Genomic DNA, 16,562 nt, shown 5'->3' with positions numbered 1-16,562 from the left:
GGAAATCCACATGCTACAGTAGCGAGGCATTTTTTCGTAACGACCTGACTCGATCCGAGTCCAGCATAAAAACTAAGGGAGCACCTACATGAAATTAGTAAAAACCATACTAGCATCTAGTCTGTTCGCGCTATCAAGTACCAGCGCTTACGCAGATACTCAAACGACTCGCTATTTGATTTTCGTCGAAAACGGCAAACAAGCTGGTGAACAAGTCGTACAAAAAGACGATAACGGTTTGACTAAGGTGCGTTTTATCTTTAAAGATAATGGCCGTGGTCCAGAGCTCAACGAAGAATTTCGTGTAGGTGCAGATGGCCTAATCAATCAATACAAAGTCACTGGAAATTCCACTTTCGGCGCGGTGATTAACGAAACGTATCAGCGCCAGGGCGACCTCGCTGAATGGAAATCCACTTCTGAAAAAGGCAGTAAAACCGTCAAAGGTTCTGCGCTCTACATTCCATTGAATAGCTCATTCGCAATCGGTGCCTTGTCGATAGCTGCCATTGAAAATTCAGCCGATAAACGTTTACCGCTACTCCCCTCCGGCACACTGACACAAAGCAAAATCGGAGAGATTGAAGTCGTCAACGGCGACAAAAAACAAACCGTACAATTGCTCGCGCAAAGTGGCATCGGTTTATCGCCACAGTTTGTGTGGGCGACGACTGGCAAAGATCCACAAATGTTCGCAGTGGTGATTCCCGGTTATATGAAAGTGATTGCAGAAGGATGGCAAGCCAATGGTGAAGCGCTGGCAAATTTTCAAAAAGTGGCAGAAGGAAAAGTATTAGTCGACTGGGCGAAAAAATTACAACATCCGTTATCTGGCTTAACCGTGATTCGCAATGCCCGCATTTTTGACAGTGAAAAAGCCAAACTAGGTACGGCTTCCGATGTCTATGTTTTACGCGGACGTATCACGGCAATCTTGCCAGCTGGTTCTCCAGTACGCGGCGCCGAAGCAGAAATCGATGCCGCTGGTCGAATTCTGTTACCAGGCTTATTCGATATGCATGGTCACGTTGGACGTTGGGATGGCGGCTTGAATATCGCCGCTGGCGTTACTAGCGTACGTGATATGGGTAACGACAATGCGCAAATGCAGTTGATCTTAAACGAAGTGAATAAGGGAGACTTGTTAGGACCACAAATCGTTCCAGCTGGCTTTTTAGAAGGTGAAAGTCCGTATTCCGCCAACAATGGCTTTGTCATCAAAAATCTGGAGCAAGCTAAGTATGCGATCGATTGGTATGCACAACACGGCTACCCGCAACTCAAAATCTACAATTCATTTCCTAAAGAGATTTTGAAAGATACGGTCGCCTATGCACATCAGCGTGGCTTGCGTGTATCTGGTCATATCCCGGTCGGTCTGCGCGCCTTTGAAGCTTTAGATGCTGGCTACGATGAAATTCAGCATATCAATCAAGTGATGCTGAACTTCTTGGCGACACCCAAAACAGATACCCGCACCTTAGACCGCTTCATCATTCCTGCGAACAAAACGGTGGATCTTGATTTCAACTCCAAACCTGTCAAAGATTTCATCGCGCGGCTAAAAGCGAAACAAATTGCGATTGATCCAACCTTGGCGACTTTCTCTTTCTTGCGCCAACAAGATGGCACAATGAATGAACCATTCGTTACGATTGCGGATCACATGCCACCCGATGTGCGACGTGGTTTTTCAGTCGGCACTATGAAAATCGATGATGAGGCGATGCATCAACGCTACGAAAAATCCTACACCAAGATGGTGGAATTTGTTGGTCGTTTGTATAAAGCTGGCGTCCCCATTGTCGCGGGTACGGATGAGATCGCTGGTTTCACTCTACATTCAGAGCTAGCATTTTTGGTAAAAGCAGGTCTGACGCCTGCACAAGCTTTGCAAGTTGCCACACGTAATGGCGCGATTTACACTCGCACTCAACAAGAGCGCGGCTCAATCACGGTGGGCAAACTGGCCGATCTGGTGTTGGTTGATGGCGACCCAACGAAGAACATCGAAGACGTACGCAAAGTCGCAGCGGTCATTAGTCGTGGCTATTTAATGTATCCAAGCGAAATTCACCAAAACATGGGAATCAAGCCCTTCGTTGAAAACAAACCGGAACTCAAAGTCTTACAACCAGCATCAGCTAGCAATGCGATCGGCACAAATGAAGCTGCGATGCAACGCTTTTTTGGTACTGCACGACGCGATTAATTTAGCTTAGCAAGAAGCGTGAGGTACACATTCGCTGAACTTTGCGCAAACAAAAAACCCGTTTCTGCGATTGATCAGAAACGGGTTTTTTATTTCTAGCGACGACCGCTGTTCGTGCTGCTATTTGTGCTGCTGTTTGTGCCGCCGTTCGTGCTTATTTGATGTTTACTTTTTACTTCTTACTAGCTGCTGCACTTGCGGCCGCACTTGCTGTTGAAGCTGCAGCGTCTGCCGCTTTGACGCTAGGCTTATGTTGACGTTTTCCGCTCGCCATACCTGTTGCCGCATCTCTTGGTGCAGCCGTAGCGCTCGCCGCTGCGCTAGCCGTTGCACTGGCTTTTTCGGCCATCGCTGACGCCGCAACTTTTGCTGAGCTGGCTTTGCTGGCTGCTGCGGCATCCACTGCGACAGCAGGTTTTGCTGGTGTTTGTGCGAAGGCAGTGCCCATCGTGATAGTGGCAACTGCGATAGTCATCATGAATTTGTTCATTTTTATTCCCATCCAATGTTAGCTTAAAAGCTTATGAGCTTAAGAGAGTTTGATTGCCGTAGAAAATCACTACGCCCTTCCACAACGCAGGCAACTCCAGATGTGTTGACACACCTAGCCAAATAAATCGTTGACCCTATTTTTATTTGCTCCGTGCTACGGATTTCTTGTGTTTTACTGCGGCGGTCGATTAACATGGCGAAAATCTGAATCGAACGCATCAAGCTCACTCAAGATCACCAATCAATTCGACATATCCACCATAATTAAAGGAATTTCGCATGCAATTTAAAGAAATATTAGATGCCTTAGCCAACATCGATCACTTAGAGGCTATAGAAATTTACGAAGGAAATGACTTAAAGGCCCGCATTGAGAATAAGCCTGGCTCTGCAGGAAGTGTGAAGGTCTATAACGCCTTGTTTCAAGAGTTCGGAGAAATCAACGCAGCGGCGGCCAATAAAGGATTGCAAATTTATGCCGAACACACTGCAGATGCGATAGAGTTTCCTGGCAAGCATCCCAATATTGACCGTCTATTTGCATTGACACAAAACCATAGCCCGGATGAAGTCAAACTCAGTTACACCGTCAAACTCATACAAAAATAAGCACACCTTCAAAACAACCCGGCTTAGCGATAACTTGCGATGCGCTCTTTCCATACTGGATCAGAGTGCATCTGCGACACGATAGCCGCCAATGCTTTATGCACTTTTGTCATCGACAAAGGAATCATGATGCGACGTTCATATTGATCATGAGGCTTACTGGAAATATAGAATTTACCAACAAGTTCGGGTTGATGTTTCATGACAAAATCATGATTAGAGCGGCTAATAATCGCCACATCAATCCTATCCGCCAGTAGTTTTTTAAAGTTATGGTCTTCACTACTAGCGTCATCACGCATGAGTTTTCCGGCAACCGCCATTTCACTCACACCAAAATAATAGTACCCAAGAACTAAGCCAACTCGTAGGCCAGTCAGCGACTCTAATCCTGTATATTCAAAGGCTTTTTCATTCGTAGAAATAACTTCATCGACATCATGCAATAAAGTACCAGTCCACAAATATTTATGTTCTTGTTTATCATTAAACCAAAGCGGGTTTACACCAATTACCAGACCATCTAAGGTTCCGGCATTCACCATGAGGTCAAGCCGGCGACGTGGTAAATAATGTAGTTCAAATTGATATTGTGTACTTCTCTTATTGAAGTAATCTATGGCGTCAAAATACAAACCATTTCTGGTCGCTTCTCTCACAACAAACGGCGGTTTTAGGTGATAGGTATACACCTTAATCACCGTAGTCGCATAAGCATTCAATGTCATAAGGCTCAACAATAAACTGAGACCTAGAAATCTTAGTTTTGCCATAATCATTTTTGCTCTAAGAACAAAATGTACCCATGTCGTTCTGAGTGAAAAATCGTCGTGTGCTGGTGTGCTCGAATGTTCATATGCAATAAACACAGCATTTCAATCATCATGCTTCAAAGATGAGCATACCGCTGTTTGACGAATTCTGCGATGCTTTCTGTACGTAGGCTTGCCACTGCATTCAAATCCATTCCAAAAAACATCACTTCACCTAAAATAACTTGAATCACCGCACAAAGCCTCGTAGAGTTTTACACAGCTACCCATGACCGAGCACCACGAAGACAAATTTCAACAATAACACATGCCTTCATTTAGCCTGATTTTACTAAGTATTCTCTATTTTTTAACTGCCCGATTTGGTATGGCGGTATTTGCATTGCAGCCCACCAACATCACTTTGCTATGGTTGCCGGCGGGCATAGGCCTGATCATGGTGCTGATAGGGAAAGCGCGGGCGCTTCCACTAATCCTCACCGCAAGCTTTTTGGCAAACTGGTCAGGTATGCAATTGCCTGATTTGTGGCACAGCAATTTACATACGGCTATTGCAGCAATAGCCGACACTCTAGCCGCCTGGATCGCTGCCAGCTTATTGCGAAAATACTTTACACATGGCTTGCAACGTGCCGCCGACTTATTTCGCTTTGTGTTCTTAGTGTGTTTTTTGCCTACCCTTTGCTCCGGCATTATTTTAGTCAGTAATCTGGTCATAGGCTCCTATCTGCCTGCGAATCACTTTTTCACGCTCCTTGCCAAAATGATTGCGGCAGATAGCTTAGGTATTTTATTGATCTATCCCTTATATGCTGATTGGCGTGCAGGATCTGAGGGCAAAGAAAGCTTTATTGACGCCAACATTGCACCCAATTTCGCTTACATACTCATTGCGCTTGGCGGCGTCTGGCTGGCTTTTCGTCAGTTCCCTGGTGCGATTTATTTTTTCCCTGCGATTGCTTTGCTCCTCGCCTATCGCGCTAAAGCGAGCGCAGTCAGCTTCTTGCTCTTAACCGCCACGGTGGTCTTGCTAAGCCTCAGTACAAAAAATCTGGGACCATTTGCGATCGCGAATCAAGATCAAGCGCATTTATTACTGATGAGCTTCATCATGTTCACCACGCTCGCTACACAGAGCGTCTCAATACAGCAGCGGCAACTTGATCTATCGATAGAACAGAGCCAGAGTTGGCAGCAAAAAGCTATGCACGACAATCTGACTGGCCTGCATAATCGCGCCTATTTCGAAAATATTCTGGCTGACGAGTGGCAGCGCTATCGTAAGTTTCACCGAACTTTCGTATTGGCGATGCTGGACATTGACCATTTCAAACATATCAATGATGTCTATGGCCATGCCGCAGGTGACGAAGTCTTACGCACGATTGCTAAAGTCTTGCCGCAATCTTTGCGCCAGATTGATATTGTTTGTCGTTATGGTGGAGAGGAGTTCACGCTATTGTTGCCAGGTACGAATTTGGATGAAGCAAAAATCATCTTAGAACGCCTGCGTGCGGCAATTCAAAATACGCCATTTGTATTTGGCGATCAAACTCTTCAGGTCACTGTGAGTATAGGTGCCGTCATCGCAAAGGAGGATTTACACGATCACCACGAGATGCTGGTCAGGTCAGACAAGCAAATGTATCAGGCAAAAGCAGCTGGTCGCAATCGCGTTGAAATCTAAATGCGTTGAAATTTGAGCGCGGTGAAAATCAATTGCAATCAAATTTTACCGATCACTATCTTGGCTTATGCAGCGTGACCAGCGGCTTCCAATTTCACAATCGCTAATTTCAACGCTTCAAAACAGCGCTCGTCTATCGCCGTATGCAGGCTTTCAGACATAATTTCTAAAGTCTGCGGGATCGGTGTTGCTCCGCGATAAGGCCGCTCTGCGGTAATCGCATCAAAGATATCCGCGGTGGTGATAATGCGTGTTTCAAGGCTAATTTGATCTGCACTCAATCCCTTAGGATATCCCTTTCCATCCAAGCGTTCATGATGAGCTGATGCGACTAAGGCTAATTCAGAAAATGCGTTAATACGCGACAAAATAGTTTCGGTATAACTGGCATGTAACTTAACTGCATCCCATTCTGAGATATCGAGCTTTCCCGCTTTATCTAAGACGCTGTTGCTAACGCCTAACTTGCCAACATCGTGCAATAAAGCGCCGCGCTTGAGCCAACGTCGACGTTCTGGACTCAACGCTAATGCCTCGGCAATCATATCGGTATACAAGGCAACTCTTGCGCTATGACCACTGGTGTAAGGACTCTTAGAATCAACGACTTGTCCAAAAGCGGCGGCGATATCGTCTAAATAATCATCATCTAAAGGCACGACGAAAGAATGCGGCTCTAAGGCGACAACACGGGCAGTAATATCCTTTGCTTGCAACGTCTGCCAAAATTCTTCTTTCTGCGCGACACGTTCAAAAGCATCTACCAGTAAGGGGTCAAACCAAACACCCGAGCGTTCACGAATTTCTTTTAAGGCAGCTTGGGCACCATCGGCAATTTGAAAGACATCAATCACCTGTGAGAGCAAGGCAATGCGTGAAAAAACCGGTATCGTTTCGGCTTGCAAACCCTCAGGTTTTCCTTGTCCGTTGAAGTGCTCGTCCAGGCTATAAATGCCTTGTGCCACATCTTCAGAAAAACGCAGTAGTCGCGCAATTTCGGCACCACGCTGACAGCGCGTCGCGATCAATTCCTGCGCAATTTCGCGACCATCTCGCAGTATAGTTAGCACGCTACGAAAACGCTCGGCGAGGCCTGCTTTTAAACCTGTGTGTTTAAGTACAAAATGTAGAACTTGCGGCAGGCTATCCCCCACCGTTTTGAAGTCACGTTTAAATTGCAGATCGTCTGCCAGATACAGTTCGCATATACGTGCGGCGTTACTGCTGCATCCGAGGTCTTTGAGTAATAAGGTGTAGTACAAATCCCAGAGTTGATTTTCAGGCAGATGAATTTCTTTGCCTATGTGCATACCTATCCAACAACAGCGTATGCAGTGACCTTCTGGTTGCCCTTCTGTGATATCGAGTGCGTGGCTCAGTGCACTGATCAGTTCGGATAATTTTAGTCCAGATACCGCGCTGGTATTGGTTTCATCCTGATTCAAGCTCGTTTCCGACATTTGACATCCCCTTTGGTGCAGTCCTGAGTAGGGTCTGTTGACATAAATTTTAGTCAAGCGTTTCACTCAAAATGCAGGATGGCAAGGCACATCTCGCCGCTGCGGCTGGCCGCCCCAGCAAGAGATGTAACGCAGTCCATCGTGCATTTTGAGTGAAACCCTCCGGGAATGGCTCAAATGGGCACATGGCGTTGTTGCAATCTGCTTATAGTGCCAGCACTACCGCGCAGCTTGCGCCTAGCCCTGTGCCCATTTGCGCGCATTCGCTTGCCTAAAATATATGTCAACAGACCCTTGTCACTCAGGAAGCCATGATCACGGTAGAGAATACATCAAATCACAATAATTTGCCGGGTAGAAATAAATCGACCCGGCAAATTTTCTACTGCTTCAGACTTATTATTTCACTATTTACCTATCGAAAATAGCACCGCATTATTGATCGCGTACACCTTGCCATCGGCACCTACTGCTGTGGGTGTATACGATTCTCCCATGCCACTGGTCAGACGGATTTTTTCTACCAATGAATTCGTAGTCAAGTCCCAGCGATACAAAATGCCGTCTTCACTATTCACAATCACAGATTTTGTGAAGGGATCTACCGCGGCAGTGTTCACGCACCATTCTATGAATCCACCTGCCACATTAGGATCTGGGGTTGGTCCTAACATGGTTAAAACCTCCTTCATCGTTTTCACAGGAGAAATTTTATCGTCTTGCTCCACTTGTGGATCAAGAATCGCAATTTGATTCATTCCGTTACCAGACCCAGCACGTTCGTAATTATTATATTTCACCATCAATAAGTAAGAGGAACTCCCCTTATAACTGGCAACTAGGTTAGCCGGAACAACTGATGGAGTATCATCCCAACCGAAAGAACCTGGTGTTTTGGTCTGCGATAAATCTGCATTGAAATGCAATAACCAACCACGCGCATTATGAGTGCCATAAGTTTTCTCAAGGACACCGATGTAGACATCGCCATCTGGTGCAACCAAAGGTGACGCTGTACTGTCATCCGAAATATTCGCAGCCCCTTTTTCGTAGGGATCGATCAACTGAACTTTAGACTTCAATGCTAAGGTCGTACTATCAAGTGCCAACAGATACCCGCTCTGACGTAACCCCAGCGCAAAATTATCATTCACGACAACATATAAAGTCTTCTGATCTTTCGAGACTGCAATCGCACTATTGGTAGCGACCTTGGCGACACCCACACCCGGAGCGATTGTCGCTATGCTGACATTAGTTGACTTACCATCAGCACCGATACGCACAATGCCACTACTTAGACCTGCAGCATTTCCAGCGTTCGCAATAAAACCAAAATACACATTACTTTGCGCATCACTAGTGACTGGAGTATTAATGACAATTGCATTATCCAATGTAGACTTATTCGCGGCGTACACTGCATCGCCATAGAACACGATATTTTTTAAGGTAGCGGTACCCGCATCGGCATCTTCCCGATAAAACAATTTACCACCAGCACCCGGTGCATAGACTCGATTGTTCGGAGTTAGATTAACGTTATAGGTAGGAGTCCAACGTGAGGACGGCATGATGTAGTCGGTATTTTCTGACCAAATCAATTTACCGTCAGCACCGTTCCGCGCTTCAAATCGATAGACTGGATCGGATGCCGTTTTCACTGGCAAAATTACAGTATTTTTTGCAGTGATCACAGGGGAGCCATAGTGCACCAGCAAATAACCCTGAGCAGAATACTTAGGTGCGAGATCGACTGGAGCCCGCCACACAATTCTCGAAAACGCCTGCGTCGCCACAGTGGACAATGCATCATGCTGAGCGTTACCACCATAATTTAACCAAGGGGGGCCAACGACCGTTGTATTCCCTATACCAGAAGCGGTCTCCGTACCATTTCCTGTACCAGTGCCAGTGCCATTTCCAGGATTTGTTACCACCGGAGATCCACCTGAACCGCCGCAAGCAACCACAATAGAAGCGACGACCAAGGTCGCCAAGCTGGTCAACGCAAGGCCTTTGCGCGAACGAAATTTTGAATTAGTTTCAAACATAATATTTTCTCGGTAGTCTCGTTAATAATTCAGTCAATATTTTTAAAAAATTCACTTTAAAAAATTTGCTGTCTTACTTTTTTCAAGATTCACGCAAAATCACAACAAAGATATTACGTAAGTCCTATTTATATATTTAATGCCAAGATTGACGCAAAATCCGAAAAAACTCAAGTAAGATCAACCACACTGAACAAATCAAGCGCAATAAATCGCAAATAGGCGCAATCAATTTTCTGATTCACGTTTTTCGATAACAGCGAAGCGACTTATTGTGATAACTCAGCCACAGTTTGATCGAGATTGACCCAATTAATTTTGCTCTGCACAAAATGCTCAAGAATTTTACTTTCCACTTTTCTTTCGTCTTCTTACTTACAATTTGCCTAAGCTCTTGCCAACGCAACGAACAACAAGGCAGCGCTGCGGCAACGACGGCTGAGCCACTCAATGCGAAAGATATAGATACAAGCACACCTTCGCCTGCACCAAAAGCTATAGAAAAAATTAGTTATCCCATATTATTCGTCACGCAAGTCCCAACTGCGGACGACAGAAATACACGTCTATCCGCGTTCGCGAATCACCGCACCACAGTACAGGATGTACCACGTGGTGGTGATTTAATGCTCCGTTACACCGATGGTCATGTGCGCAACCTGACGCGAGAAGCTGGCCTTGGCAACTCTGGGCTACAAGCTAGCAAAGCTATCGCGGTGCGCGAACCTTCTGCGCATCCAAGTGGCGAGAAAGCAATCTTCAGTCTGTTACTTGGTTCTCCCTCTAAGAATCAAAACGACAACCCCTATCGCTGGCAACTGTATGAAGTGGAAGGTTTAGGTCGGCATCAAGCCGCCAAGATCACCAAAGTTACCCATCAGGATGCGCGCTTCAATAATTTGTCGCCCTTATATGCTGACGATGGCAATATTATTTTCACTTCTGATCGCCCACGCAACGGCGAACTTCATCTGTATCCGCAGTTAGATGAATACGAGGCCACACCGAGTATTACCGGCATCTGGAAACTCAACCCCACCAACGGCGCATTGCAATTGCTCAGCCACACACCGAGCGGCGCATTTAATCCGCTAATTGATAGCTTTGGAAGAGTTATTTTCACGCGCTGGGATCACTTACAACAAGATCAGCTGGCAGATAGAGACCGCGATGCCGAACATAATGGTGTTGCACTGCCGTTTCGATCTTTCAATTTTTCGGACGAAACAGTCAACGCACACAAACTGCCACATAGACAAGAAATTTTCCCGGAATCACGTGTGGGCAGCACTAATTCTTACGGTAAGGTGAATGCATTTCGCAGCAACTTCTTTACGATCTGGCAAATTGATCAAGACGGTGCGAACGAAGAAACGGTGAATCACGTCGGCCTACACGAGCTGTCCTTTGGCTACCTGACGCCAAGTTTTGCAAGCGATAAAAACTTGAGCAATCGCACTCTCGAACAATTTCATGCGAACCGTCTTTCACTACGCCGCGAAGGTGGCATTTTTCATTTGCGTGAAGATCCATTAGAACCTGGCGTATTTTTTGGCATCAATGCACGCGAATCAGCTTCATTCACCAGCGATAGCATTGTCAAATTAACGGCACGACCTGGTCTTAATCCCGAGCAAATGCAAGTCACGGCAGTGACGCAAATCGACAAAAGTGACAACCTAAAAGATGGCCGTTACCGCAATCCCTTACCGCTCTCAGATGGACGCCTGATCGCCAGTCACACCAGTCTCGCATTACCTCCCGAACATGAAGCCAGTTTGCCCGATTTGCGTTTGCGCTGGTTGACTTGGAATGACGAACGCCAACTCTATAGCACTGGAGACTATCTCACGGCGGGCTTACATAAAAAATTGAGTTGGTGGGATCAAGGAAAACTAGTTCAATACAGTGGAGACTTATGGGAACTAGAAGCAGTGGAATTACGACCGCGCAGCATATTGCCAGCCAAACTGGCAAGCCTAGAATCACCAGAACGTGCGATTCTGCAAGCAGAACAAGTCGATGAAACGCAACTACGCCACTGGCTACAAACACAAAATCTCGCACTCATCATTACTCGTAATCAAACCAGTCGTGATCGCGCAGATTTGCAGCAAGCCTACAATCTGCAAGTGCCAGGCGGCGTCAAACAAACGGCGATTAATGCGCCAGATGCCAAAGTGTATTCCATTCAACATTTTCAGATACTGCAGGCTGAGCAGATACGCGCTTATGCGGATCGCCCCGGCAGACGTCATTTGGCGCAAACCATCAAGAACTTTGGTCAATTTAACCCTGACAATACGCTCAATCCCTCCTTGGCAAGTAGTGTAGTGATTGCCAAAGATGGATCGACCGCGGCCTTCGTACCAGCGGCGCGTGCTTTAACCTGGCAAACCACCGACCCGCAAGGCACACCCATCGTCAGGGAACGAAATTGGGTCAGCTTTAAAGCAGGTGAAATCCGGGTCTGCGCTTCTTGCCATGGAGTAAACCAACGTGACCAAGCAAACTTCCCCGCGCCGATGAATCAGCCAGAAGCACTAAGAAGTCTATTGCAGCATTGGAAGAAAGTTAATAAATAAGAGAACATATTCCCATCTTCCATTAAAAGACGAGAAATAGCCCGCAAAACCAACAAAAAATATGAAACGGGCATACATATCTCGTTGCTATGTAAGGCTCATTTTGAAAATTCCCTTACCTGCACTGCAATAAGGCACACAAAATCACCTAAATTCACTGTGAAAAGCCTTTATAATCAAGGGTTTTTGTTAAGCTCTATTTTTGCTCTGCAGAAATGCATCGACTTAGCGCATAAAGTCGAATCAAACAATACAGCTCAACTCGCAATTTACATAAGAATTTTTTGACCTATGAAGGTTTTCCGTGGACTCCCAAATGCCGCCGCTCGTGCACCGTGCGCTTTGGCAATTGGTAATTTTGATGGCGTACATCTTGGGCATCAGGCATTACTGTCTCATTTGCGCGCAGCAGCCACACGCCTGAACATCGAAGCTGCAGTAATGAGTTTTGAACCGCATCCGCGCGCCTTCTTTGCGCAAATGCTAGGTGACTTGTCGAAAGCTCCGAGCCGTATCGCCAACCTCCGCGACAATTTATCCGCACTAGATCAAGCTGGCATAGACCGCGTGATCGTCGAACATTTCAATGCCCACTTCGCGGCATTCAGCCCCGAAGAATTCATCCAAAAGATTTTGGTCGATGGCCTGCATGTCAAACTAGTGATGGTCGGTGATGATTTTCGTTTTGGCGCAAAACGCGCAGGCGACATCAACACCTTGATAGAGGCAGGTCAACGTTATGGTTTTGAAGTGCAAACTTTGAGCACAGTAGAACGTGACGGCAAACGCATCTCTTCTTCTGCAGTACGCACTGCCCTAGCGGCTGGTGACTTCACCGAAGCACAACATCTGCTTGGTCGCCCTTATCAAATTTCTGGTCATGTTGTACATGGTCAAAAGTTGGGACGCACTCTTGGCTTTCCTACACTCAATCTTCGCATTGCTCATCACAAACCAGCAGTGATGGGCATCTTTGTGGTGCAAGTGCATGGCCTAAGTGAGCAGCCTTTACCCGCTGTTGCCAGTATGGGCGTACGCCCAACGGTCGACGATAGCGGTCGGGTCTTACTCGAAACCCACATCCTCGATCACATGGTCGATGCCTATGGAAAAGTAATACAAGTTGAGTTTTTAAAGAAACTCCGCGATGAAGAAAAATATATCGATCTGCCGACCTTAACTGCCGCGATCAACCGCGATGCCGATCAAGCACGCAGCTACTTTCAACAACGTGTCGGCTCTGCGACTGACCGAATTTGAAGAACGCTCGGCAGGTTCATAAAAATATAGGATGAAAAACTAGAAAGCTTAACCGCAGAGGCGCAGAGGACGCAGAGAGATTCCTCAAAAAAACCTCTGCGTGCTCTGCGCCTCTGCGGCAAAGCTTTTGAACCTTCACCCAAAGAATTCCAAAATTTAATTTAAACGAAGAAAACTATGTCTAACGAAAAGCAAGCGAAAAAAGAAGCCGGAAAACCTACTAGCAAATACCCTGTCAACATGACAGAAACACCCTTCCCTATGCGCGGTGATCTCGCTAAACGCGAACCGCAATGGGTAAAAAGCTGGCAAGAAAAGAAAATTTACGAACGCGTGCGTAAAGCAGCCAAAGGCCGTCCACAATTCATCTTGCATGATGGTCCTCCGTATGCGAATGGCGATATCCACATCGGCCATGCTGTCAACAAAGTCTTGAAAGACATGATCATCAAAGCACGCACGATGGCTGGCTTTGATGCGCCTTACGTACCAGGCTGGGATTGCCACGGTATGCCTATCGAGATCCAGATCGAAAAACTACACGGTAAAAATTTGCCCGTCGCCGAAGTCCAAGAAAAAGCCCGTGCTTACGCCGAAGTTCAAATCGAGCGTCAAAAAGCCGACTTCATCCGTTTAGGCGTATTGGGTGAATGGGACAATCCATACAAAACCATGGCCTTTGGTAACGAAGCCGATGAAATCCGTGCACTTGGTAAGTTATTCGAAAAAGGCTATGTGTATCGCGGTTTGAAACCAGTCAACTGGTGTTTCGATTGCGGCTCTGCTTTGGCGGAAGCAGAAGTTGAATACGAAAACAAACGCGATCCCTCCATCGATGTCGGCTTTCCTTTCGCTGAGCACGATAAATTAGCCAAAGCTTTCGGTCTCGACAAGCTGCCACTGGAAAAAGGTTATTGCGTAATCTGGACCACAACACCGTGGACCATCCCATCGAATCAAGCTTTGAACATGCATCCAGAGATCACTTACGCTCTGATCAAAACCGAACGTGATGGCGAGCCTTGCCTGATTTTGATGGCGAAAGACTTGATCGAAACTGCCTTCACCAATTGGGGCATGCAAGCCGAAATCATCGCTACTTGCCTTGGTGAAGCACTGTCTGAAATCAAATTCAAGCATCCATTGTCTTCAACACACGAAGGCTATGATCGCTTTTCACCAGTGTACTTAGGCGACTACGTCAGCACCGAAACCGGTACCGGCGTGGTTCACTCTGCCCCATCCTACGGTATCGAAGATTTCCAGTCATGCAAAGCACATGGCATGAAAGACGACGACATGCTCAACCCTGTGATGGGCGATGGGCGTTACGCATCTTGGCTGCCTTTCTTTGCAGGCATGACGATCTGGGAAGCCTCCAAACCGATCTGCGATAAATTGCGCGAAGCCGGTACTTTGTTCTCGCTAAAAATGTTCGACCACAGCTACATGCATTGCTGGCGTCATAAAACACCGATCATCTATCGCGCCACTTCACAATGGTTCGCCAGCATGGACAACACACCAGCCGATGGCGGTGCCAGCTTACGCGAAACTGCATTAAAAGCGATTGATGAAACCGCCTTCTTCCCGGCATGGGGCAAAGCCCGTCTGCACGGCATGATCGCGAATCGCCCAGACTGGACCTTATCACGTCAACGTCAATGGGGCGTGCCGATGGCATTCTTCCTGAACAAAGAAACTGGCCAGATTCATCCACGCACGCCAGAGTTATTAGAACTCGTCGCCAAGCGCGTTGAAGCAGAAGGCATCGAAGCCTGGCAAAAAATCACCGTAGAAGAAATGCTCGGTGATGAAGCGCCGCTGTATGAAAAAAATCGCGACACTTTAGACGTGTGGTTTGATTCTGGCACCACGCATTTCACAGTCTTGCGCGGCTCACACAAAACACAATCGGCTTACCCTGCTGATTTGTATTTAGAAGGTTCAGATCAACATCGTGGCTGGTTCCATTCGTCTTTATTGACTGCATCCATGCTCGATGGTCACGCACCTTACAAAGCTTTGCTGACGCACGGTTTTGTGGTCGATGGCGAAGGCAAAAAAATGTCTAAATCTTTGGGCAATACCTTAGCACCGCAAAAGATTTTCGATACTTTAGGTGCCGACATCTTGCGCTTGTGGGTGGCGTCTTCTGACTATTCTGGCGAAATCTCTATCTCTGACGAAATCTTAAAACGCGTCACAGAATCTTATCGCCGCATGCGTAATACTTTGCGCTTCTTATTGGCGAATACTTCTGATTTTGATTTCAGCAAAGATGCGGTTGCGGTTAATGATTTGATGGAAATCGATCAATACGCAATCGCACACACGGCTGCTTTGCAAAAAGAAGTATTGACGCATTACGAGGCCTTTGAATTCCATCCAGTAGTCGCCAAATTACAATCATTCTGTTCAGAAGATCTCGGTGGTTTCTACCTCGATATTTTGAAAGACCGTTTGTACACCAGCGGCACAACTTCATTCGCACGTCGTTCTGCACAAACAGCAATCTGGCACATCACGCAAAGCTTATTGCGCTTGATGGCGCCTACCTTGTCTTTCACCGCAGAAGAAGCATGGCAAAGTTTCGCCAGTGCAGAAGCCTTTGCAGGCAGCGATGAAACCATCTTCACGCAAACTTACTACGAATTACCAGCGATTGCGAACAGCGAAGCGTTGGAAGCGAAGTACGCAAGCTTGCGCGCGGTACGTGCAGACGTGACTAAGCAACTAGAAGAAGTGCGTGTCTCGGGCGCGATTGGTTCTTCCCTGCAAGCGGAAGTATTGATCAAAGCCAGCGGCGACAAATTTGACGTATTGAGTAGCCTGGAAGATGATTTGAAGTTTGCTTTGATCACTTCAGCCGCGAGCGTAGAACAAGTCGCGAGCGAAGCAGCAGAAACGGTCGTCGTCAACGCATCCAAATATCAAAAATGCGAACGCTGCTGGCACTATCGCGCTGATGTGGGCGTAAATGCAGAGCACCCAACACTGTGCGGTCGTTGTAATAGCAATTTGTTTGGTGCGGGTGAGAAACGTAAGTACGCTTGATGTAAATGTAGGGCGGGTGAAACCCGCGCTGCTCGGAAGGCAATAAAGTCTGAATCCGCGCGGGTTGCACCCGCCCTGCTTAAGAACAAGTCCCCTCTCCCGCAAGCGGGAGAGGGCTAGGGTGAGGGAAGTTCAGAAACGAATAAGTCGAATGAAAACGCTGATCGATTTTTTGCATTAGCGATCATGCCTCAATCGACGCTATCCGAATCTGAATCCCCGTCAAAGCATGCTTTGACACCCTGCCCCTTGTATGCTGTCTTATAGATTGTCTGTTCTTGTAGTTGGTTGTATGGTTTTGCGGTAGTAGGTGCCTGCGTAAGGAGCGCGTAGTGCGACTGGAGTTGGCACCTACTACCGCGGCAAAAATGGT

General features: G+C 46.8%; 10 protein-coding genes. 6 read left to right on the top strand and 4 right to left on the bottom strand.

All coding sequences use genetic code 11. The features are described 5' to 3' along the window. Nucleotides 1–88: 88 nt before the first annotated feature. A complete protein-coding gene (locus H8K55_RS19355) occupies nucleotides 89–2,212 on the top strand; it encodes an amidohydrolase family protein (RefSeq protein ID WP_186943719.1) in 2,124 nt (707 codons plus the stop codon). A gap of 172 nt (nucleotides 2,213–2,384) precedes the next feature. Here the strand turns inward: H8K55_RS19355 and H8K55_RS19350 are convergent, their stop codons facing one another. Beyond that, a complete protein-coding gene (locus H8K55_RS19350; protein WP_186943718.1) occupies nucleotides 2,385–2,702 on the bottom strand; it encodes a hypothetical protein in 318 nt (105 codons plus the stop codon). A gap of 281 nt (nucleotides 2,703–2,983) precedes the next feature. Between H8K55_RS19350 and H8K55_RS19345 the strand changes: the two genes are divergently transcribed. After that, complete coding sequence (locus tag H8K55_RS19345; RefSeq protein ID WP_186943717.1) at nucleotides 2,984–3,313, top strand: DUF2322 family protein; 330 nt, start codon at nucleotides 2,984–2,986, stop codon at nucleotides 3,311–3,313. Nucleotides 3,314–3,336: 23 nt separating this feature from the next. Here H8K55_RS19345 and H8K55_RS19340 read toward each other — a convergent pair whose 3' ends face one another. Further along, complete coding sequence (locus H8K55_RS19340; RefSeq protein WP_186943716.1) at nucleotides 3,337–4,086, bottom strand: substrate-binding periplasmic protein; 750 nt, start codon at nucleotides 4,084–4,086, stop codon at nucleotides 3,337–3,339. 307 nt (nucleotides 4,087–4,393) lie between these two features. Between H8K55_RS19340 and H8K55_RS19335 the strand changes: the two genes are divergently transcribed. Then, the gene (locus tag H8K55_RS19335; protein WP_186943715.1) at nucleotides 4,394–5,773 is read left to right on the top strand and encodes a GGDEF domain-containing protein; all 1,380 of its coding nucleotides are present in this window, start codon (nucleotides 4,394–4,396) and stop codon (nucleotides 5,771–5,773) included. A gap of 65 nt (nucleotides 5,774–5,838) precedes the next feature. Here the strand turns inward: H8K55_RS19335 and H8K55_RS19330 are convergent, their stop codons facing one another. Beyond that, nucleotides 5,839–7,233, bottom strand: coding sequence for an HD-GYP domain-containing protein (locus H8K55_RS19330; RefSeq protein WP_186943714.1), 1,395 nt, complete (start codon nucleotides 7,231–7,233; stop codon nucleotides 5,839–5,841). A gap of 407 nt (nucleotides 7,234–7,640) precedes the next feature. Then, the gene (locus H8K55_RS19325) at nucleotides 7,641–9,287 is read right to left on the bottom strand and encodes a hypothetical protein (RefSeq protein WP_186943713.1); all 1,647 of its coding nucleotides are present in this window, start codon (nucleotides 9,285–9,287) and stop codon (nucleotides 7,641–7,643) included. Between the two features lie 332 nt (nucleotides 9,288–9,619). Between H8K55_RS19325 and H8K55_RS19320 the strand changes: the two genes are divergently transcribed. From H8K55_RS19320 to ileS, 3 genes are all read left to right on the top strand, one after another. Continuing rightward, nucleotides 9,620–11,872, top strand: a complete 2,253-nt coding sequence (locus tag H8K55_RS19320; protein WP_186943712.1) for an HzsA-related protein — start codon at nucleotides 9,620–9,622, stop codon at nucleotides 11,870–11,872. 291 nt (nucleotides 11,873–12,163) lie between these two features. Continuing rightward, on the top strand, nucleotides 12,164–13,132 hold the full coding sequence (locus H8K55_RS19315) for a bifunctional riboflavin kinase/FAD synthetase (protein WP_186943711.1): 969 nt from the start codon (nucleotides 12,164–12,166) through the stop codon (nucleotides 13,130–13,132). A 177-nt stretch (nucleotides 13,133–13,309) separates the two neighbouring features. Beyond that, on the top strand, nucleotides 13,310–16,189 hold the full coding sequence (gene ileS / locus H8K55_RS19310; protein WP_186943710.1) for an isoleucine--tRNA ligase: 2,880 nt from the start codon (nucleotides 13,310–13,312) through the stop codon (nucleotides 16,187–16,189). Nucleotides 16,190–16,562: the final 373 nt, after the last annotated feature.

It is taken from the genome of Affinundibacterium flavidum (assembly GCF_014284175.1).
In the GTDB taxonomy this organism is placed as follows: Bacteria; Pseudomonadota; Gammaproteobacteria; order Burkholderiales; family Burkholderiaceae_D; genus Undibacterium; species Undibacterium flavidum.
Note: the sequence above shows the minus strand (reverse complement) of the source record. Positions and strands in the feature narration are given on the sequence as shown.